The sequence below is a fragment of the Clostridium sp. 1001283B150225_161107_B6 genome, from assembly GCF_015556325.1.
Lineage (GTDB): Bacteria > Bacillota > Clostridia > Lachnospirales > Lachnospiraceae > Enterocloster.
Genome location: NZ_JADNMD010000002.1, coordinates 670,699 through 691,576, shown reverse-complemented (window position 1 = coordinate 691,576; position 20,878 = coordinate 670,699). Strand labels below are relative to the sequence as shown.

Below are 20,878 nucleotides of genomic sequence, written 5' to 3'. Positions count from 1 at the left end.
GTTGACTTACCTCCCAGCCTGCTATTCCTTCTCCCCTTCAATATAATTCTGGCTTCTCTCAAACGTAGTATTTAAAGAAACCACATCCCGGAACATTACATCCTGGGAGCCGTTAATCATAATCTGCACCTTTGTCACTGTGGTCATCTCTGAAAGGGAGTCCACAATGGAGTAAATCGGTATATATTCATTCACTGCCAGGGTGGTATTGGCAAAGGCGGAATCAAAATTAATATAACATACATTATCTGTCACCGACAGGCTCAGTATCTTGCAGTCTGACGGAAGGGTGGGACTATGTCCCTCCTGACCAGGCCCGGCTATGAGCTGCTCCACTATGAGCTGCTCCAGAGAGGTATTGATGTTATGGACCACCTCCCGTTGCTCCGGCACCAGGCGGTTCCCTGTCTCATCGGCAAAGTACAGGGTCAGCTCTGTTTTCTCGTATGCATTTACATTGCTGGTATTCATGATGAAATCCGTGGATGACAGCATTCCCACCGGATTTCCCTGCCTGTCCATAAGAGGCTGGTCCCCGCAGTAAATATTGATATAGTCAATTCCCTCAATCTGCGTCAGGGTCCTGGTAAGGGCTGCCCGGCAGAGTATTTCCCGTTCTGCCTTCATGGCCGTGTAATTCATGTCAAAGTACAGGTACAGCACCTGCTCCTCCTGACGGCTCCCCTGATAGGTCACACGGTCCGTCAGTCCAGGCTGGCAGTCCAAATCCTTTGGTACATTCAAAAACTGTTCCATCAGCTCCTTCACCAGCTCGCCCTTATCCTTTGTTTCTGTCTCATACACCTGGGGAACCAGCTTGGTGATGGATGCATTCAGATAGTAAATCAGATATCTGCCCGAAGCAGGGTCTGAGACAGGTGCCTCACCCTCTCCGCAGCCTGCCAGCAGTATTACCGCCGCCATTAAGGGCAGAATCAGCCTTTTCACGGTACGTCTGCTCATGGCTTCGCCTCCTGTCTCGGTACATAGTTGAGAGGTATTCTCACGCTGAATGTGGTTCCCTCTCCCGTTGCACTCTCCACGTCTATGATACCGTGATGCATCTGGATAACATTTTTCGTGATGGCCAGTCCCAGGCCGGTGCCGCCCACTTCCCTGGAACGCGCCTTATCCACCCGGAAAAACCGCTCAAATATATGCTCCAGCGCATCCTCCGGTATTCCGATACCGGTATCCGCCACCTTGATGTAAAAATATTTGTGGTCTGCATCCAGGGTCACGCGGACCACCCCTGAATCCCGGTTGTATTTGATGGCGTTTTCCACCAGGTTGGTGATTGCAAGGGAGATCTTCACCTTATCCACATCCGCTGTCACCTCCCGGATGCTCTCCAGAATCAGCTCCACATTTCCCCGTTTGGCAATGGGGCGCAGGCGCTTTAGAATCAGCTCCAGTTCCCCGTTAATATTCACCTGTTCTATATTCATCTGGTCTTCGGCTGTCTTATCCATCTTGACCAGCATCAGCAAATCCTCTATAATCTGGTTTTCCCGGTCAATCTCGTCCGAAATATCCGTCATGAACTCCCGGTACAGCTCCACAGGCACGTCTTCCATCCCCATAAGGGAATCAGCCAGCACACGGATGGAGGTGATGGGAGTCTTCAGCTCATGGGACACATTGGAAACAAACTCCTGACGTGACTGGTCCACGGCCTTGAGCTTGCCTAGGGACTTCTGGACGGACTGGGACAAAAGCCTGGTTTCCCTGTAAGTCTCCTCCGTGATGTCTGCATCCAAATCTCCCTGGGCTACCCGGTCAAAGGACATCTGCAGTTTCTTAAACGGGCGCAGCAGCAGATGGGCTGCCACCACTCCCAGCACACTGAGCACAAGCACCATACACACCAGGAACAAGTGGGATTTTCCCATGACCTTGTCGGTCAGGGACAGGATATTCTCCGTGGATGCAGTGACCACAATAACACCGCTCACCGCTTTTCCATCCGCTGCATCATACACCGGAATGGTTTGGGCAAAATACTGCATGTCCTTGTTATAGTGGCTGCTGTTCTCACCCTTAAAGCACTTGATGACCTCTTCCGATAAATAGTACTTTCCCGTGGCCAGGTTAAAGGTATCTGTCATCACCCGGAAATTGCTTCCCACAATGACGATTCTGCCGTTGTACACATCGGACAGTGTCTGCATCTGGCTGTCCAGGCCGGCATTGTTCTTTTTCTCTGCCGTCATATAGCCGGAACGGGTCATTTTATTGCTGAGTATGACACACTGGTTCTGTATCTCTATGGACCTGGCATCCAGCTGGCTCTGCCGGAATGTACCCACCAGAATGCCTGCCTCCAGAAAAAGCGGTATCAGGGCTGCGCCTATGATGATGGCTGCCAGAGGAACCTTCATGCTCATGCCAAAGGTGCGCAGCTTTTTAACAAATTTCTTTTCCGACACTTATTCCAGCTCCTTTAATTTCCTGGTACAGGCAACTGCCAGGGCTCCAGGGCCGATATGGCATCCGATGCTAAGGGAAAGAGGCGCACCAAACACAGGTACACCCGGATACAGTTCCCTTACCGTTTCTTCCAGCTCATGCGCCGCCTGCTCACTGCAGGTATGGGCAATCTGCAGATAGGTGTGTTCCGCCTGCCTGTCTGCCAGCCGTTCCTCCAGGTCGTGGGCCAGGGCAGTCAGCATAATGGTTCTGGCCTGTTTCATGGTCCTGGCTTTTGCAAATGCATCCAGCTTTTCCCCCTGAATGGTGAGCACTGGTTTTATCTTAAGCAGGGTTCCCAGGGCCGCAGCAGCAGGCGTTATCCTGCCGCCCTTTTTCAGATATTTAAGGGTGTCCACTGTAATGTAAATGGAGCTTTCAAACCGGGTGGCTTCCAGCTTTTCCTTTATCTGTTCCCCGCTCCATCCCATCTCTGCCAAATCCCTGGCATCCAGGGCTGACTGCCGCTGGGTAACGGAAATCCGCTGGTTATTTACCACCTGGACACGCCCATCGTAATCCTCCGCCAGCATACGGGCTGTCTGAAAGGAACCGCTGAGTCCGCTGGACATCGGGATATAGACCACCTGGTCATGGTCCTCCAGAAGCTGGTCCCACTGCTCCATCACATCCTTGGGAGACGGCTGGGATGTGGTAATGTCAGCTCCCTCTTCCATCCTTCTGTAAAATTCCTCATGGCTTAAATCAATTCCCTCGTAAAATACCTGACCGTCTATCATGAAAGGCATGGGAAGCACGTATATGCCCAGCTCCTTTGCCTCTTCCTGCGTCACTCCGCTGTTGCTGTCCGCAACAATCGCTATCTTCATATTAAATGTTCTCCTTTATGCAATCCCCTGGTTCAGCCTGTTTGCCGTTGTGTACAGCTGGTAATACATGCCCTTCTTTTCCAACAGCTGTTCATGATTTCCCTCTTCCACAATCTGGTTTCCCGCCAGCACAAGAATGCGGTCCGCCCCCTGTATGGTGGTCAGACGGTGGGCAATGGTAAGTGTGGTGCGGCCCACGGCCAGTTTCTCCAGTGACTGGGAAACCAGGAATTCGCTCTCATTGTCAAGGGCTGATGTGGCCTCGTCCAGAATAAGAATGGCCGGGTTCTTAAGGAATACGCGGGCAATGCTGATGCGCTGCTTCTGTCCTCCGGACAGCTTGACTCCGCGTTCGCCTACATACGTGTCATATCCGTCCTGAAGCTCTGTGATGAATTCGTGGGCTCCTGCCAGTCTGGCAGCTTCCATAACCTCTTCCCTGGTGGCGCCCGGACGCCCATAGCTGATGTTCTCATAGACAGAACCGGAGAACAGATATACATCCTGCTGTACCACACCAATGTTGGAACGCAGGCTCTGCAGTGTCACGTCCTTTATATCCTGCCCGTCTATGGTGATGCTGCCTGAGGTGGTGTCATAAAACCTGGGCAGAAGGTTGCACATGGTGGTCTTGCCGCCTCCGGAAGGTCCTACCAGGGCAATCCGCTCTCCCGGCTTCACTGTGATGTTAATATCCTCCAATACCGGCACATGGTCATCCGGATACTCAAAGCTTACATGGTTAAATGAAATAGCGCCCTTTACATGCTCCATCTTCTTTGCATTTTTGCTGTCCTTAATATCAGGCACCACATCCATGATTTCCTGGAAACGCTCAATACCTGTAATGCCCCGCTGGAACTGCTCCGCAAACTCTATGATTCTGCGGATGGTAGTGAGAAGGGTGGTTACATACATGGTATAGGCCACCAAATCTCCCGGCGCCACCTTGCCCTGAATCATGAAAATGCCTCCTGCCACAATCACCACCACATACATCAGTCCGTCAAAAGACCTGGTGGTAATCTGGAACGCGGCCATGTAACGGTAGGTGTACTTCTTGATATCCATGAAATCCCTATTGCCCTTGCCGAACTTGGCAATCTCCACCGGCTCATTGGCAAAAGCCCTGACCACACGGTTGCCCAGCAAAGTATCCTCAATCTGGGCATTAAGCTCACCAATCTGGTTGCGCTGCCTGCGGAATGCCTCCTTTACCTTCATATTAAACCAGGTACAGGAAATAATCATAATTGGAACCAGCACAAATATAAGCAGGGTCAGTTCCAGATTGATGCCGGACAAAATGATGAAGGAAACCACGGTCTTTAAGGCCGCTATAAAAAACTCCTCCGGGCAGTGGTGGGCAAATTCCGTTACATCAAACAAATCACTGGTGATACGCGACATAATCTGTCCCACCTTTGTGTTGCTGTAATAGCTGTCGGACAGCATCTGCAGATGCTCAAAGGCATCCTGGCGCATGTCTGTCTCAATGTATACGCCCATAACATGGCCTGTGTAAGCCATATAGTAGGCTGCCAGGGAATCAATCAGCCGCAGCACCAGATACAAACCGCCGATTCGAATCACGATTCCGGCTGTCATGGAGGCCAAATCCTGCATTCCCTGGTTGGTGATATAGCGCAGCATCAGGGGAAGAATCAGCTCTCCCAGCGTGGTCAGCGCTGCGCAGAGTAAATCAAATATCAGAATCTTCTTATACCTCCCATAATAGGGAAGAAAGCTTTTCAAAAGTTTCTTGGTTTTCATACCTTTTTTTCCAGACACAATTCATACTCCTATCATATGTTATATCAATTAAAAGCCAACTTCCATTTTATCCTATTTCCCTTAAAAATGGAAGGGATATTTCATACTTACCGTCACTTTGCCTTTAACTGTTCATAAATAGCGCGGATATTCTGGATAAGCTCCGGATGGAGGAAATCCTTCTGATATACCATGTCAATCTGGCGCACCATGGAAGAATTCTCAATGGGTATAATAGCCAGACGGCCGCTGGCCAGTTCCTCGCGGCATGCGCTTTTGGCAATGATGGTGATTCCCAAATCCATGGTTACTAACTCCTTAATCATGGACACATTATCCAGCTCCATCATAACGTTAAACTCAGCCAGACTCATGTCCCTGGCTCCCAGGTGCTTCTCAAACAGCTGCCTGGTGCCTGCGCTTCGGCTGCGCAGAATCAGCTTTTCATGGCGTATCTCCTCCACGGACACGGTCTTGGCCCTGGCCAGACGGTGCATGGGTGAGACAGCCAGACACAGGTAATCCGTGTCCAAAGTGGTGGACACCAGGGCCGTATCCGGCACCCCGCCCTCCACCACGGCAAAATCCAATTCATATGCCTTCAGGCGGCTATAAATTTTTTGAATGGTATTGACACAAATATTTATATGTATATCCGGATTCTCGTTGCAGAGGGTAGCCAGGACCTGGGGAATGATGGTCTCTCCCGCCGTAGGCGTGATGCCTACATTCAGGTGGCTGGTCTCCGTCTTGCTGTCCGCAATGGCCTGACAGGCATTGGAATAGACGGCAGCCGCCCTGCGGGCGTACTGCACCAGTATCTTTCCCTGGGGGGTCAGCTTCAGTTTGTTTTTACTCTTATAAAATATTTTTATGTCGAACTCATTTTCCAGCAGGCGAATCTGATGACTCACCGCAGGCTGTGTCAGATTCAGCTTCTGGGCTGCCTTTGTATAGCTTCCGGCCTCAATTACAGCCAAAAGGGTCTTTACTTTCATGTCGAACACAGGCCCGTCCCCCTTCGTATATAAATATTTTTTATATCCCAATCAAATAATATCATTTGATTTTATCACCAAACACTACTATAATCAAGCAAAACAAAAAAGAAACGCAGAAAGGAGTGTTGATTATGGCACTATTTTTATCAAACCTGGGAGCAGCAGGAATCATATTGTCCATAGCAGTCATGCTGGCATCCGGCTTTCTGTTGACACGAATCACAAAACGCCTTCATTTACCCAATGTCACTGGTTATATCATTGCGGGAGTCATCATCGGGCCCTGGTGCCTGAACCTTGTCCCTTCACAATATATTGAACAGATGGATTTTATCACGGACCTTGCCCTGGCATTCATCGCGTTCGGAGTAGGTAAATATTTTAAACTGTCATCCTTAAAAGCCAACGGAAAGAACATGGTTATTCTCACCCTGTTTGAATCCCTGACCGCAGGCGTCTTCATAACAGCAGTCATGCTGGTTATGGGGTTATCTTTGTCCTTCAGCCTGCTGTTAGGCGCCATCGGCTGTGCAACTGCCCCTGCTTCCACCATCATGACCATCCGCCAGTACAAGGCCAGGGGACCGTTTGTGGATACCATTCTCCAGGTTGTTGCCCTGGACGATGCGGTGTCACTGATTGCCTTCAGCGTGTGCGCCGCCTTTGTCCAGGCCAGTTCAGGAAACGGTTCGGTGACGTTTTCCCAGATTGCTTTTCCGGTGCTCTTTAACCTTTTAGCCCTGGTTCTGGGCGGATTGTCCGGCGTGGTGCTCAGCAGGCTGATACACAAACGCCGCAGCAAGGACCACAGCCTGGTCCTGGCCTGCGTCACCATCATGGGCGTGGCCGGTATCTGCACCTCCCTCAATGTATCTCCCCTGCTGGCCTGTATGGCCTCCGGCACTGCCTATATCAATGCCAGCGGCAATAAACACCTGTTTAAACAGCTGAACCAGTTCACACCGCCCCTTCTGGTAATGTTTTTCGTGCTCTCCGGCATGAGGCTTTCCATCCCCAGCCTGGCAGCCGCAGGAATCATTGGTGTTGTTTACTTCCTGGTCCGCATTGCAGGAAAATACACGGGTTCCGCTCTGGGCGCCGCGGTTACCCACGCCTCACCGGAAATCCGCCGTTACTTTGGCCTGGCGCTGATTCCCCAGGCCGGTGTATCCATTGGCCTGGCTGTGCTGGGACAGCGTATGCTTCCTGCTGAGAGCGGCCAGCTGCTGTCCACCATCATTCTGTCCAGCGGTCTTCTGTATGAAATGGTAGGGCCTGCCTGTGCAAAGGCTTCCATCAAATTATCCGGAAGTGTTCCGGGGAAAGCGGCTGTATCCAAATCATCCGTGGATAAAACATCTGCCGGCAATACATCTGTGATGGATAATGCAGCCGCCTCAAGGGTAAAGGCGGATGTCCGGGAGATTAATGTCATTCATAAAAATCCGGCGGACGACAGCCAGGAAACGGACGGAACTGTATCGGCTCAGCACATTCATCCGAGACATGCGGTAGTCTAGTTTTTACAGTCATTCCCCCTTGCCGCAGCCCTCTCACTAAAAAAGGCCAGCTCCGGACATCCGGAACTGGCTTTATCATTTTTATGCTTATTTAACCAACAGTGATTTGCCGGTCATTTCCTTAGGCTGCTCCATTCCCATAAGCTCAATGAGGGTAGGCACGATATCGCACAGGGCGCCGCCTTCACGCAGCTTGCAGGATGGGTCTGCATTCACCAGGATAAATGGAACCGGGTTGGTGGTATGGGCGGTAAACGGCTCGCCGGTCTCATAATCCACCAGCTGCTCCGCATTGCCGTGGTCTGCACAGATGAACATGACGCCGTCCACTTCCCTGATGGCCTCCACTGCACGGCCCACGCAGGCGTCCACAGTCTCGATAGCCTTGATGGCAGCATCCTCCACACCGGTGTGGCCTACCATGTCCGGGTTGGCAAAGTTGATGATGATAACGTCATATTTGCCGGACTTAATGGCCTCCACCAGTTTGTCGCAAACGCCCATTGCACTCATCTCCGGCTTTAAATCATAAGTGGCAACTTCCTTTGGAGAGGGGACCAGGATGCGGTCTTCGCCCTCGTTTGGCTCTTCCACGCCGCCGTTAAAGAAGAAGGTCACATGAGCATATTTCTCTGTCTCTGCAATCCTTACCTGGGTCTTTTTGTGTGCTGCCAGGAACTGGCCGAAGGTGTTGGTAATGCTCTCCTTCTTAAATGCAACCAGCTTGTTCTGGATGGTTTCATCGTAATCCGTAAAGCATACATACACCAGGTCCAGTCTTTTCTCCCTTGGGAAACCGTCAAAACTGTCGTCGCAGAATGCGCGGGTAATCTCCCTTGCACGGTCCGGACGGAAGTTGTAGAATATCACGGAATCCTTATCCTGGATGGTGGCCACAGGCTTACCGTCCTTCACCACCACAAAAGGAATCACAAACTCATCCGCCTTGCCGTTGTCATAAGAAGCCTGAATGCCTGCCGGAGCACTGTCTGCCTGATTGCCCTCGCCCTTTGTGAGGGCATTGTATGCCAGCTCCACGCGGTCCCATCTCTTATCACGGTCCATGGCATAGTAGCGTCCCATGACAGAGGCCACCTCGCCTACGCCAATCTCTTTCATCTTTGCTTCCAGCTGCTCCACAAAGCCTTTTCCTGATTCAGGAGGCGTATCGCGGCCGTCCAGGAAGCAGTGTACATATACCTTCTTTAAGCCGTTCTTTTTAGCCAGCTCCAGCAGGCCGTAGATATGGGTGTTGTGGCTGTGTACGCCGCCGTCAGACACCAGTCCGAACATATGAAGGGCGGAATCATTCTTCCTGCAGTTCTCAACTGCTGAGAGAAACTCCGGAATATCAAAAAAATCCCCGTCCTGAATGGATTTTGTGATTCTGGTCAGCTCCTGGTACACAATACGGCCTGCTCCCATGTTCAGATGGCCCACCTCAGAGTTGCCCATCTGTCCTTCCGGAAGACCCACTGCCATGCCGCTGGCCTCTCCCTTTACAAAGGGGCACTGGCTCATAAGCTGGTCCATAACCGGAGTCCTGCCCTCACATACAGCATTATGGTCGCAGTTATCATTTAGCCCGTAGCCGTCCAGAATCATTAATACGGTTGGTTTTTTAATCATTGTTCAATCTCCTTCTGTTTTAAATGCCCTGCCGCCTTGGAGCAGATTTAAAAAATGCTTGTGGCCGGCCGGCGGCTCCAGCTTGCGGGGTACTGAGGCCCGATTGAGGATGCGCAGCTGGGCTGCGCTGACGAAATCGGGTCTCGGCAGGCCGCAAATTGGGGCGGCCAGACGGCCACAGTAATTTTTCAAATACGCTCTGAAGAACGTGAATCCCGCTATGGGACACGCTCCGTCAGGGGCAGGGCACACATTCCGCTGTTACTTGTTGTAATTTACAATTTTGCCAAAGTCAGGCTTTAAGGAGGCTCCGCCTACCAGTCCGCCGTCAATATCCGGCTGTGCGAAAAGCTCCGGAGCGGAGGATGCGGATACAGAGCCGCCGTACTGGATACGGATTGCCTCAGCTGTAGCCTCATCGTAAATCTCACCAATGCATGTACGAATCGCTGCGCAGACTTCCTCAGCCTGCTCTGTGGTAGCTACCTTGCCTGTGCCGATTGCCCAGATTGGCTCATAAGCAATGACTGCAGTCTTAGCCTGGTCAGCCGTCACATTCAGGAATGCAATCTTAATCTGCTGGCGAATCCAGTCAATGGTGATTCCCTGCTCCCTCTGGGTCAGTGTCTCGCCGCAGCATACAATTGGAGTGATGCCGTGCTCAAATGCCTTCAGCACCTTCTTGTTCACAGTCTCATCTGTCTCAGCAAAGTACTCGCGTCTCTCAGAATGGCCGATGATTACGTACTTAACACCGGCATCTACCAGCATGCCGGGAGAAATCTCACCTGTATAAGCGCCCTTCTCCTCATAGTACATGTTCTCAGCTCCGATGCAGATATTAGAGCCCTTAGCTGCATCCATAGCAGGAATGATGTCAATGGCAGGTACACAGAATACCACATCCACATCCTCATTCACTACCAATGGTTTTAACTCGTTAACCAGGGCAACTGCCTCTGACGGAGTCATGTTCATCTTCCAGTTGCCTGCTATAATTTTCTTTCTTGCCATTGTATTTTACCTCTCCCTTTCACGCACAATCACTATTTATTGTCAGCTGCAGCCACGCCCGGCAGTTCCTTGCCTTCCAGGAATTCCAGGGAAGCGCCGCCGCCAGTGGAGATATGGGTCATCTTATCAGCAAAGCCCAGTCTCTTCACAGCATTAACGGAATCACCGCCGCCGATTACAGTGGTGGCATCTGCCAGGCCGGCAACAGCACGGCAGACTTCCAGTGTGCCTTCTGCGAAGTTGGAGAACTCGAACACGCCCATAGGTCCGTTCCACACAACTGTCCTGGCACCCTGTAATGCATCCTTATAGAGAGCAATGGTCTTAGGCCCAATGTCAAATCCTGACCAGCCTGCATCAATTACATCCACTACTTTATGCTCTGTTTCGTTGGAGAATTCCTTTCCTTCCACATGGTCAACAGGAAGCAGCAGCTTAACGCCCTTCTCCTCTGCCTTCTTAATCATCTCCAGAGCATAATCCAGTTTATCCGCCTCGCATAAGGAGTTGCCGATTTCCTGGCCCTGTGCCTTTGCAAAGGTATAAGCCATGCCGCCGCCGATTATCAGGGTGTCAACCTTGTCAAGCAGGTTGTTGATTACATTAATCTTGTCGGAAACCTTGGCGCCTCCCAGGATGGCAACGAACGGACGAACCGGGTTCTCTACGGCCTGGCCTAAGAACTTGATTTCCTTCTCCATCAGATAGCCAACCACATTCTCCTTGGTGAATCTGGTAACACCTACGTTGGAGCAGTGCGCCCTGTGGGCAGTACCGAACGCGTCGTTTACAAAAATGCCGTCGCACAGGTCAGCCAGTTCTTTTGCATACGCCTCGCTGGCAGCATCGCCGTCTTTGAATTTAGTCTCTTCAATTCTGTAGCGTGTATTCTGGAGCAGCAGAACCTCGCCGTCCTTTAAGCCGGCAGCAACCTTCTGTGTCTCAGGTCCTGTTACCTTGGCATCGTCCACAAACTTAACCTCTACGCCCAGTCTCTCGCTGAGAGCAGGAGCAACCGGTGCAAGGCTCATCTCCGGAACAGGCTCGCCCTTTGGTTTTCCCAAATGGGAACACAGAATAACCTTAGCGCCCTGGTCAAGCAGCTTCTTGATAGTAGGGATGGCTCCATCGATACGGTTATAGTTCTGGATAACGCCCTCCTTTAACGGAACGTTGAAATCGCAGCGTACCAGTACTTTTTTGCCCTGTAAATCTTTTAAATCATCAACTGTTTTCTTGTTTAACATCGTCAAATCCCCTTTCAGAGTCATTCTTACTTTTGGCAAACAATCGCCCGCAGGCAGGGCCGGCGGACCATTGCATGTAACAAAGGGCCCGGCCCAAACGACCGGACCCTTCATGAGTCTACTTAAAAATCACTGTCCTGTTGTCACAATTAGCCTAACTCAGCAAAGTACTTGATTGTCCTTACCATCTGGCTTGTGTAGGAGTTCTCATTGTCATACCATGAAACAACCTGAACCTCGTACAGGTCATCCGCAATCTGAGCTACCATGGTCTGTGTTGCATCAAACAGAGAACCATATCTCATACCGATAACGTCAGAAGATACAATCGCATCCTCGTTGTATCCAAAGGACTCGCTGGCAGCTGCCTTCATAGCGGCATTGATGTCTTCCTTTGTAACGCCAGCCTTCTTAACAACAGCTGTTAAGATTGTGGTGGAACCGGTTGGTACAGGTACACGCTGTGCGGAACCGATTAACTTGCCGTTCAGCTCTGGGATAACCAGGCCGATAGCCTTAGCAGCACCGGTGGAGTTAGGAACGATGTTGGCTGCGCCGGCTCTTGCTCTTCTTAAATCGCCTTTTCTGTGTGGTCCGTCCAGAATCATCTGGTCGCCTGTGTAGGCGTGGATGGTGGACATGATACCGCTCTGGATAGGAGCATAATCATTCAGTGCCTTAGCCATAGGAGCCAGGCAGTTTGTTGTACAGGAAGCAGCAGAGATAATCTTGTCATCAGCTGTCAGTACATTCTCGTTTACACTATATACAATAGTAGGAAGGTCATTGCCTGCCGGAGCAGAGATAACAACTTTCTTAGCGCCAGCTTCGATGTGAGCCTGAGCCTTGTCCTTAGAGCAGTAGAAACCTGTACACTCCAGAACAACATCTACCCCGATTTCGCCCCATGGAAGGTCAGCAGCCTTTGGTTCCTTGTAAATGGTAATCTTCTTGCCGTCTACAGTGATGGAATCCTCTCCAGCCTCAACAGTGTGCAGTCCCTGGCCATAAACGCCGGCATATCCGCCCTGTGCTGTATCATACTTTAACAGATGAGCTAACATCTTAGGATCGGTTAAGTCATTGATAGCTACTACATCGTAACCTTCTGCTCCGAACATCTGACGGAAAGCCAGACGTCCAATACGTCCAAATCCATTAATCGCTACTTTTACTGCCATGATTCAATTCCTCCTAGTTTGTTAAAAAATATATTATTGTTAAATATTAATCAACCTCTCTCTATTGTAATCAATTTCTAATGAATTGGCAAGTCCTTTTTTTATTTTTACGGATATTTGACCTTTTTATACTAAGAAAATACTGGAATCTTGCCATTCGGGTATTTTCTGCTATAATGTTGTTATGAAATGCGTATGAAAATGCTGTTATGTATAAAAATGCTCTTATTTTCGTAAAAAAGTCATTACTTATAGAAGCAAAGGAGAAGCTCCAATGATATACGACTGCCATCTGCACACTGAATTTTCCGGTGACTCCAACACCCCTATAGGTCTGCAGATTGAGAAGGCCATAGAACTTGGCATGAAGGAGATGTGCATCACCGACCATCACGACTACGACTCCGGATTCTGCGACTGCGATTTTATTCTGGATATTCCAACCTACCTTACATCCCTGCGCATGCTCCAGGCAGAGTACAGGGACCGCATCCGCATCAACATTGGAATTGAACTGGGGCTGCAGGACCATCTTAAGGAATATCTGGAGCACTTTGTAAAGCGTTATGGTGATTCCTTTGATTTCATCATCGGTTCCAGCCACTTTGTAAAGAGCATGGACCCGTACGACCCGGAATACTGGAATAAGCGGGGAGAGGTGCCCGGCTTTGAGGACTTCTTTGAAGCCTCCCTGATGCGCGTCAGGAACCTGTGTCACACCTTTGATTCCTTCGGCCATCTGGATTATGCGGTGCGCTACGCCCCCCACCAGAATGACTTTTATGACTACCAGCACCTGAGCCGGTGGATTGACCCCCTGTTAAAGATTCTCATTGAAAACGGCAAATCCCTGGAGTGCAACACAGGCGGTTTTAAGTACGGCCTGGGCCAGCCAAATCCCTGCCGGGAGATTCTCATCCGCTACCGGGAACTGGGAGGCGAGATGATTACCATCGGCTCCGACGCCCATACGCCGGAGTACGTAGGCTATGCCTTTGACACCTGCCGGGAACTGCTGCTGGACTGCGGCTTCAAATATTTTACTGTGTATCATGGCAGGAAACCGGAATTTGTTTTGCTTTAGTAATGACGGGGGCGGGTTTTCCTGCCCCCTCCCCATAATCTCATCCAGCACTTTCTGTCTTCATAGCTGCCTTCACATCCTTCAGAAACTGTTCCCAGGCATCTTCGTTTTCCACATAATATTTAGGACAGAGCTTTCCATTAACATCGTAATGGCGTATGACGTCCTTCGGGGTCAGCTTCAGCTGCCTGCACAGGAAGGCTGTCAAATCCACCACGGATTTATATGTGGCATCATTGAACTTTCCGCTGTCATCCGGATGGCACACCTCGATGGCAACAGTGGTGTTGTTCAGGGGGGCGTTGGCGTAGGCAATTTCGCTTACCGGAATGCACTGGATGACCTCGCCTTCCAGGCCCACCACGAAATGGCTGCTGGCAGAAGAACCGCTCTTTTGCGGGTCCTGGTCCGCCAGGCTGTCGAAATAGTCCCTGTTATTCTTGGCTGTGGAGCCGGGGTTGGCCACATAGTGTATGACAATTTTATCCACCTTCTGACGCCCCACATCCGGCCTGGAAAAAATGTTCTTTCTTATAAAATCCTGTTCCACGTAATCCGGCACTTCCACTGCTTTCAAATCCACGGTATAGGGCCGCTCCCAGCCCCAAAGGTAATAGCCTCCGCCCAGACCGGCCCCTATGCCCAGCACCAGCACCAACAAAAGCGCCAGGACGGGCACGCCTTTTTTAGAACCTTTCCGGCGTTCTCCTGAACCTGCATCCCCTGTTTTTTTCGTTTTCCGGGGACGGTCCTCCTGTTTTCTGTTGTCTGTTTTCTCCTGCCCTGTCCTGGCAGCAGGTTTCCGGGCCTGGGGCTCCCTGTCTCCCATACCGGGTTTCCTCCTGGAAACCCGGTCGCGCCTGGGTCTGCCCCCTATGTAGGAATCCCCCACAGGAGGATTCTGCCGGCCTGCCAAGGGCCTGTCCGGCTCCAGCGGTACCTGCCGGATGTCTTCGTAATCATTCATCCCATCTATATCCTTGGTACGTTCCTCTCTCATGCTTTTGTACACCTCTCATTGTTCCTGTCTCACTGATTCTGTCACATGAACAATATAACATTTTTCAGCTTAAAACACAATGGATGTTGCATTTTATGAATCAATCTGTAAAATCTTAAAATAGATGCAACTTTATCATTGCCTCAGACGTCTAACAGTCAGAAGGATATGAAAGGAGGATGCAGATACATGGGCTTCCACAACCATACGGCGGAAACAGAACGTCTCCTTACGGAAAATTATGAACGATACTACCGCCTTGCATTTAAATTAATGCGTAACGAAGATGATGCCCTGGATGTGGTCCAGGAAAGCGCCTACCGGGCAATCAAGGACTGCAAAGGGGTCAGAAATAAAGACTACCTTTCCACATGGATATACCGAATCGTAGTCAACACCAGCCTGGATATGCTGCGCAGGAAAAAGAAAGAAACCCCCACAGAAGAAATGCCGGAAACTCCGACAGAGGATTATTACCAGGACCTGGATTTAAAACAGATGATAAACCAGCTGGATGAAAAAAGCAGGACCGTCATCATACTGCGGTATTTTGAGGACCTTAAATTAGAAGACATTGCTGTCATAGTAGGTGAAAATCTCAACACGGTAAAGGCCAGGCTTTACCGCACCCTGAAACGGTTAAGACTGGAACTGGAGCCGGTGCCGTCAGGCGGTAACCAGAACCATTTTTCAGAAAGGAGCCATGCTCATGAAACAGGAAGAAAGCAGACAGATGGATAAGTTGAAATCAGAATATGAAAGCATACCGGTTCCAAAGGAAGCAAAGGAACGCATGCTTGCGGGCATTGCCCAGGCAAAAAAAGAACAGAAAGGCGTGATTATCATGAAATTTGCTAAAAAGACAGGCGGGGCTGCTGCTGCTGCCATGATTGCCATAACCGTACTGGCCAATTCCACACCGGCCCTGGCCAATGCAATGGAACAGATTCCGGTCATTGGCTCCATTGCAAAGGTAGTGACTTTCCGCACCTATGAAGATAAAAAGGATAATTTTGAGGCTGATATCAAGGTTCCCCAGGTAACCATTGAAGGAACCGAAGGCGCCCAGGTTCCTGCAAACAAGTCCATTGAGGAATATGGCAATGAACTCATTGCCATGTACGAGGAAGAACTGTCCAAGGACAACGGCGAAGGACACTATGGTCTGGATTCCCGCTACGAGGTGGTAACGGACAACAGCAAATACCTGTCCATCCGCATTGACACCACTCTTACCATGGCCAGCGGGGCCCAGTTCGTCAAGGTATTCACCATAGATAAGGCCACCGGCAATGTCATTTCCTTAAAAGACCTGTTCAGCGGCCGGCCGGAAATGCTGGATGCCATCAGCGCCAATATAAAGAGCCAGATGGCGGAACAGATGGCACAGGATGAGTCTGTTGCGTATTTCTACCAATCCGATATGCCGGATGAGGATTTCAAAGGACTGACAGGCGACGAGAGCTATTACTTCAATGAAAACGGCGAACTTGTGATTACATTTAATGAATATGATGTTGCGCCGGGTTACATGGGCGCTGTACAGTTTACCATTCCCGGTTCTGTCACAGGTACGTTTTAAATACTGAATCCGTCCATGCATATTTTCCATCCCCGCCTTCCATACTAACCATGAGGTGATGAAGATGATAGAGAGAGATGAACTTCCCATTGGCTTTACCATGGAACTGGCCATGAACCCGGAAGCCATGAGCCGTTTTTCCGGTCTTTCCACGCCGGAACAGGAACAGGTGGTAAACAGGGCCAGAAGCATAAAAAGTCATGAGGAAATGCGCAACTACGTGGAAAATATGTTTACGGAGGGATGAGGCACATGGAAGGTATACAGGTACCGGGAAGGCAGGAGCCTGACAGACAGGGCCCTCTGGAGCTTCCAGGCAGAAACAGCAGCACCTATGGGGATGGGGACATTCCTGAAATTGATTTACCCTGCGGCGACAACGCCACACATGATTTCCCTCAGGAATTTCCTGAAAACCGCATGCAGTCCTGATGAACCAGGGCTGCATTTTTTGTATGCCTGGCAGCAGTGACAGCCAAAAAGCGCAATGCCCGGAAAGCCGTGAATACGGCCCTTCCGGGCATTGCGCCGGTATGTGTTCCTATTATGGCACAGTCCCCGCGGACTGTACTGTCTGCAAAACGGAGGAGGAGGGATTTGAACCCTCGCGCCGGTGCTACCGACCTACTGGTGTTCGAAGCCAGACCCTTCAGCCACTTGGGTACTCCTCCAAAAAAATGCCAACTACTGCATTATACACTAAAATCCGTGTTTTGTGTAGTAGTTGGCGTTAATTTTTTAGACATTTTCAGCACAGTTTCAAACTATCTTAAAAACAGCCTCTAAATCCGGCTAATTTGCCGGTGCCTGCATCTCGGTATACTCTGCCGGGTTTGGAGCCGGAACATCCACGGGCTGGCCCGGGTCTGCGATTCCAACATCGCCGTCCAGGTTCACGCTGAAGGTCTCGCCCTGCATGGTCATATCCATATCCATCTTAAGACGCATCTTAATGCAGTCCCCGGCCGGGTTAACCACGTACTCGCCGCGGATATTGTGAAGCTTCATATCAAGTCCGTCCAGCATACCTGACAATCCGGTAGAGCCAAGCACCATCTGCATGTACTCGTTCATCCTGGCATCGTTAATGGTATAGCCGATGACCTTGTTCTCGCCCTCATCCCACAGGTTGAAATCTCCAATTAAATCCTCCGGCACATCAAAGGCATTGGATGACGCCATGGCCTGATTCATCATGTCGCCCATGGCCATGGGATACTTCACCTTCTGTCCCAGCATATCCATATAGGTGTAGCCGTCCATATAATACATGGAATAGGTAATGGGCTCGCTGTCCGGAACTGTCATACGGCAATAGGCCATATAGCGCAGCTGGCTGGGGTCCTGCATATGATTCATCTTCATATTCATCTCCAGCCTCATGTCCAGGGGACCCACGCCTTCATTTTCAAGTAAGCTGCCTGTCATTTTAATCTTGAAATCGTAGAAAGCGTTCATATCCGTCATGTTCTGGTTCCTGGCTTCCACTGCCTTATACAGCTCCAATGCCTCCTGTGACTGAGCCGCATAAGCGGTCATGGGACATAACAGGGCTGCTCCCAGAACCACTGCCAGCAGGCGTTTCATTAATCTCATGTAATCCCTCCTTATCTTGAACAAAACTTTGGTGTTATGTTCATTGTAACGCATGGGGTTTTATTTGTAAATGCGGAAGGAATTACATTTTCCTTACATTTACAGTTTTCAGTTTACTGCCCAAAATACTGGTTTACCCCGGCCACCAGGCCGTCCGCCAGTGTATTCAGCGTGGCCGCAGAATGGTCAGACGCCTTATCTCCCAGCTCTATATCCACGGACGGAACCGTGGAAAAGGATGTCTGGGTCAAATCCATGGCCATGGAGCCGCCGGAGAATATCTTGACCCCAGCCCCCTTAAGCCCGGCCACCAGGCTTTCCCCCAGGGCGTTGTGCTGCTGCCAGTGGGATTTTACAGGCTCCATATTCCGGTAGGATTCCACATTGGGAACACTCATATAGAAGGCTCCCTTGTTATTGGTGGTGGAATCCCAGTGAAGGGCAATGTGGCAGTCGCTTGCGTTATTTGCAATGACGGTCCTGGCTATATTATCCAACTGGACATCGTCGCTCTCCCGAATCATCAGCACATCATATCCTGCTGCCAGAAGCTTTTCCTTCAGTATGTTTGCCATGGACAGCGTCACCCTGCTCTCAGCGGTTCCGTCTGCAAAGGTCATGCCGCCTGACACAGCTGCCGCAGAGGTTGCCCCTGCCCCGGTGGTGCCTCCGGTTACCTTCGGCGTGCCGTCGGGATGGCACAGGGTCTTGACGGAAGAACCGCCCTTGGTTCCATGGCCTGCATTGACGCAAACCGTAATGCCCTTGGGGCTTGCTGCCTCGGAACGGTACAGTACGGCTGCGCCTGAATTGATTTTGGAAAATTCCGCGTATTTCCACGATGGATTCAGAGTTATCTCCCCGCTGTCCACGCACACCCGGGGAGCCGCTGCCGTGGTCTCAGGCACCTGGGTGGTTATAAATTCCGACGATATATAGCCCGGCGTTCCGTTATAGTCGATTCTGGTCCACTGTTCGCCCTTGCCGGTGCGCTTCAGTCCGGTCCCCGGGCTTGCATATGTAAGAATGTTGGAATCATCCCCTGTATCGCAGGCAGAGCGTATGCGTACGCTGCCGCCGTCCGGTGATTTCACATAAACCGTGTCCGCCGTATCCTCAAACTGGGGCATGGGCGCCGTGGTGCGTTCTGTATCCAGCTTAATGGTCTCAGCCTTACTTCTTTCATCCGGTGCGCCGGACTCACCGCAGACAGCCGGACTGTCCTGGATTTGGGAAACCGCTCCGCTGTCTGACTCCATTCTGGCCTTCATCTCACTGCTGGACTCATACTTGCCGCATCCGGCCAGACCCAGGCTGGCTGCCATGATTCCTGCCAGACCAATGGCTGCCAGACCCTTTACCTGTCTTTTTTTACGTAACATGCTGTTCCTGCCTGCTGTTTGTCTCATCTTATTATGGTACCTCCGCCTGCCACATAATCCCCGTCATAAAATACCACGGCCTGTCCCGGTGTCACGGCTCTGACCGGCTCATGGAACCGGCATTCCACCATACCCTCCCCGATTTCACGGATGGTGCAGGGACTTCCCTTGTGGCTGTATCTGATTTTGGCTGTTACCTCCATGGATTTACCATGCAGTCCGTCAACTGCCATCCAGTTCAGTTTATCGCAGCGGAGCACATTTGTAAATACATCATTGTTGTCACCGATGACTACTTCATTTGTATCAGGGCGTATTTCCACCACAAACACTGGGCGGCCCATGGAAAGGTTCAGCCCCTTTCTCTGTCCCACCGTATAGTGGGTGATGCCTCTGTGGCGCCCCAGCACATTGCCGTCCAGGTCCACGAAGTTGCCCGGCGGCAGCTCCCTGCCGGTGTATTCCTCAATGAACGACGCATAATCATGGTCCGGGATAAAGCAGATTTCCTGGCTGTCCGGTTTATGGGCCACCGGAAGCCCCAGGCGCTCCGCCATGTCCCGTATCTCCTCCTTGTGGTAGCTGCCCACAGGCATCAGGGTATGGGACAGCTGGTCCTGGGTCAGATTGTAAAGGGCGTAAGTCTGGTCCTTTGATGCGGTCACTGAGGTCTTAAGGGAATAACGGCCTCCCGGCAGTCTGTCTATCTGTGCATAATGCCCTGTGGCAATGTAATCAGCTCCAATGGCCATGCTCCGCCTCAGCAGGGACTCCCACTTCACATAGCGGTTACAGGCAATACAGGGATTAGGCGTCCTTCCCTCCACATACTCGCCCACAAAGTAATCCATTACATTTTTGCGGAACTCTTCCTTGAAATTCATTACATAATAAGGGATACCCAGGTCCATGGCAACCCTTCTGGCGTCATCCACTGCGCTTAAACCGCAGCAGCCGCCCTCTGCCTCCTGGACCTCAGTATCCTCATCCTGCCATATCTGCATGGTCACGCCAATCACATCGTAACCCTGCTCTTTTAACAGCCAGGCTGCCACGGAGGAGTCAACTCCTCCTGACATGCCTACCACTACTTTCTTGCTCAATAGTTCTCCTCTTCTTCCTCTTCCTCAATATTATCCTTGGGCTTTTCCAGGCCCTCAATGGTAATACCGTTTTTCTGTGCATAATCCCAGAGGGCAGCATGGATTGCTTCCTCTGCCAACAGAGAACAGTGTACCTTAACAGGAGGCAGTCCGTCAAGTGCTTCCATCACAGCTTTGTTGGTTACTGCCATGGCCTCCTGTACGGTCTTTCCCTTTACCAGCTCTGTTGCCATGCTGCTGGTTGCCACGGCCGCTCCGCAGCCAAAGGTTTTAAATTTTACATCACGGATAACCTGGCTGTCATCTATATCCAGGTAAATCCTCATGATATCGCCGCATTTAGGATTTCCCACTGTCCCCATTCCGCTGGGGTTCTCAATTTCACCCACATTTCTCGGGTGCTCAAAATGGTCCATTACTTTTTCTGTGTACATCTATTTCCTCCTGGTATGCTTCTAAGCTTATCC

At 50.7% G+C, this 20,878-nt stretch carries 20 protein-coding genes and 1 tRNA gene; 6 read left to right on the top strand and 15 right to left on the bottom strand.

Features of this window, described 5'->3' with window-relative positions; all coding sequences use genetic code 11:
* Positions 1-21: 21 nt before the first annotated feature.
* From I2H39_RS08220 to I2H39_RS08200, 5 genes are all read right to left on the bottom strand, one after another.
* Positions 22-963: a GerMN domain-containing protein gene (locus I2H39_RS08220; protein ID WP_138310003.1), complete on the bottom strand. Its 942-nt coding sequence runs from the start codon at positions 961-963 to the stop codon at positions 22-24.
* A complete protein-coding gene (locus I2H39_RS08215; RefSeq protein ID WP_138310002.1) occupies positions 960-2,429 on the bottom strand; it encodes a HAMP domain-containing sensor histidine kinase in 1,470 nt (489 codons plus the stop codon). Before I2H39_RS08215 ends, I2H39_RS08220 begins: the two co-directional genes overlap by 4 nt.
* Positions 2,430-3,299 (bottom strand): DegV family protein, encoded by an 870-nt coding sequence (locus tag I2H39_RS08210; RefSeq protein WP_195626225.1) that lies wholly within the window; start codon positions 3,297-3,299, stop codon positions 2,430-2,432.
* A 15-nt stretch (positions 3,300-3,314) separates the two neighbouring features.
* Positions 3,315-5,090 (bottom strand): ABC transporter ATP-binding protein, encoded by a 1,776-nt coding sequence (locus tag I2H39_RS08205; protein ID WP_178332185.1) that lies wholly within the window; start codon positions 5,088-5,090, stop codon positions 3,315-3,317.
* A gap of 95 nt (positions 5,091-5,185) precedes the next feature.
* Entirely contained in the window at positions 5,186-6,079 is an 894-nt protein-coding gene (locus I2H39_RS08200) for a LysR family transcriptional regulator (RefSeq protein WP_138307969.1), read from the bottom strand.
* 125 nt (positions 6,080-6,204) lie between these two features.
* On the opposite strand from I2H39_RS08200, the gene I2H39_RS08195 reads away from it, so the two are divergent.
* Positions 6,205-7,593, top strand: coding sequence for a cation:proton antiporter (locus tag I2H39_RS08195; RefSeq protein ID WP_195626224.1), 1,389 nt, complete (start codon positions 6,205-6,207; stop codon positions 7,591-7,593).
* Between the two features lie 87 nt (positions 7,594-7,680).
* Here the strand turns inward: I2H39_RS08195 and gpmI are convergent, their stop codons facing one another.
* From gpmI to gap, 4 genes are all read right to left on the bottom strand, one after another.
* Positions 7,681-9,222, bottom strand: coding sequence for a 2,3-bisphosphoglycerate-independent phosphoglycerate mutase (gene gpmI / locus I2H39_RS08190; RefSeq protein ID WP_195626223.1), 1,542 nt, complete (start codon positions 9,220-9,222; stop codon positions 7,681-7,683).
* Positions 9,223-9,483: 261 nt separating this feature from the next.
* Complete coding sequence (tpiA, locus tag I2H39_RS08185) at positions 9,484-10,236, bottom strand: triose-phosphate isomerase (RefSeq protein WP_138307965.1); 753 nt, start codon at positions 10,234-10,236, stop codon at positions 9,484-9,486.
* 32 nt (positions 10,237-10,268) lie between these two features.
* Entirely contained in the window at positions 10,269-11,483 is a 1,215-nt protein-coding gene (locus tag I2H39_RS08180; protein WP_138307963.1) for a phosphoglycerate kinase, read from the bottom strand.
* Positions 11,484-11,632: 149 nt separating this feature from the next.
* Positions 11,633-12,664 (bottom strand): type I glyceraldehyde-3-phosphate dehydrogenase, encoded by a 1,032-nt coding sequence (gene gap / locus I2H39_RS08175; protein WP_002569449.1) that lies wholly within the window; start codon positions 12,662-12,664, stop codon positions 11,633-11,635.
* A gap of 274 nt (positions 12,665-12,938) precedes the next feature.
* On the opposite strand from gap, the gene I2H39_RS08170 reads away from it, so the two are divergent.
* Positions 12,939-13,748, top strand: coding sequence for a histidinol-phosphatase HisJ family protein (locus tag I2H39_RS08170; protein ID WP_195626222.1), 810 nt, complete (start codon positions 12,939-12,941; stop codon positions 13,746-13,748).
* Positions 13,749-13,788: 40 nt separating this feature from the next.
* On the opposite strand, the gene I2H39_RS08165 is transcribed toward I2H39_RS08170, so the two are convergent.
* Positions 13,789-14,748 carry a peptidoglycan recognition family protein gene (locus I2H39_RS08165; RefSeq protein ID WP_195626221.1) on the bottom strand — a complete coding sequence of 320 codons (960 nt, stop codon included), beginning with the start codon at positions 14,746-14,748 and terminating at the stop codon, positions 13,789-13,791.
* Positions 14,749-14,937: 189 nt separating this feature from the next.
* On the opposite strand from I2H39_RS08165, the gene I2H39_RS08160 reads away from it, so the two are divergent.
* The 4 genes from I2H39_RS08160 to I2H39_RS08145 all read left to right on the top strand — a co-directional run bounded on the left by I2H39_RS08160 (position 14,938) and on the right by I2H39_RS08145 (position 16,762).
* Positions 14,938-15,489 (top strand): sigma-70 family RNA polymerase sigma factor, encoded by a 552-nt coding sequence (locus I2H39_RS08160; protein WP_195626220.1) that lies wholly within the window; start codon positions 14,938-14,940, stop codon positions 15,487-15,489.
* Positions 15,458-16,330 carry a DUF3298 and DUF4163 domain-containing protein gene (locus I2H39_RS08155; protein ID WP_138307954.1) on the top strand — a complete coding sequence of 291 codons (873 nt, stop codon included), beginning with the start codon at positions 15,458-15,460 and terminating at the stop codon, positions 16,328-16,330. Before I2H39_RS08160 ends, I2H39_RS08155 begins: the two co-directional genes overlap by 32 nt.
* A 64-nt stretch (positions 16,331-16,394) precedes the next feature.
* Positions 16,395-16,577, top strand: coding sequence for a hypothetical protein (locus I2H39_RS08150; protein WP_138307951.1), 183 nt, complete (start codon positions 16,395-16,397; stop codon positions 16,575-16,577).
* A gap of 5 nt (positions 16,578-16,582) precedes the next feature.
* Positions 16,583-16,762 carry a hypothetical protein gene (locus I2H39_RS08145; RefSeq protein WP_138307949.1) on the top strand — a complete coding sequence of 60 codons (180 nt, stop codon included), beginning with the start codon at positions 16,583-16,585 and terminating at the stop codon, positions 16,760-16,762.
* 150 nt (positions 16,763-16,912) lie between these two features.
* Here the strand turns inward: I2H39_RS08145 and I2H39_RS08140 are convergent.
* From I2H39_RS08140 to nifU, 5 genes are all read right to left on the bottom strand, one after another.
* Positions 16,913-17,001 (bottom strand) — tRNA-Ser (locus I2H39_RS08140).
* 121 nt (positions 17,002-17,122) lie between these two features.
* The gene (locus I2H39_RS08135) at positions 17,123-17,926 is read right to left on the bottom strand and encodes a DUF6612 family protein (RefSeq protein WP_138307947.1); all 804 of its coding nucleotides are present in this window, start codon (positions 17,924-17,926) and stop codon (positions 17,123-17,125) included.
* 113 nt (positions 17,927-18,039) lie between these two features.
* Positions 18,040-19,308, bottom strand: a complete 1,269-nt coding sequence (locus I2H39_RS08130) for an N-acetylmuramoyl-L-alanine amidase (protein ID WP_330640832.1) — start codon at positions 19,306-19,308, stop codon at positions 18,040-18,042.
* A gap of 23 nt (positions 19,309-19,331) precedes the next feature.
* A complete protein-coding gene (gene mnmA, locus I2H39_RS08125; protein WP_195626218.1) occupies positions 19,332-20,411 on the bottom strand; it encodes a tRNA 2-thiouridine(34) synthase MnmA in 1,080 nt (359 codons plus the stop codon).
* Positions 20,408-20,845, bottom strand: a complete 438-nt coding sequence (gene nifU, locus I2H39_RS08120) for a Fe-S cluster assembly scaffold protein NifU (RefSeq protein WP_138307941.1) — start codon at positions 20,843-20,845, stop codon at positions 20,408-20,410. The genes mnmA and nifU overlap by 4 nt, the downstream gene beginning before the upstream one ends.
* Positions 20,846-20,878 lie beyond the last annotated feature (33 nt).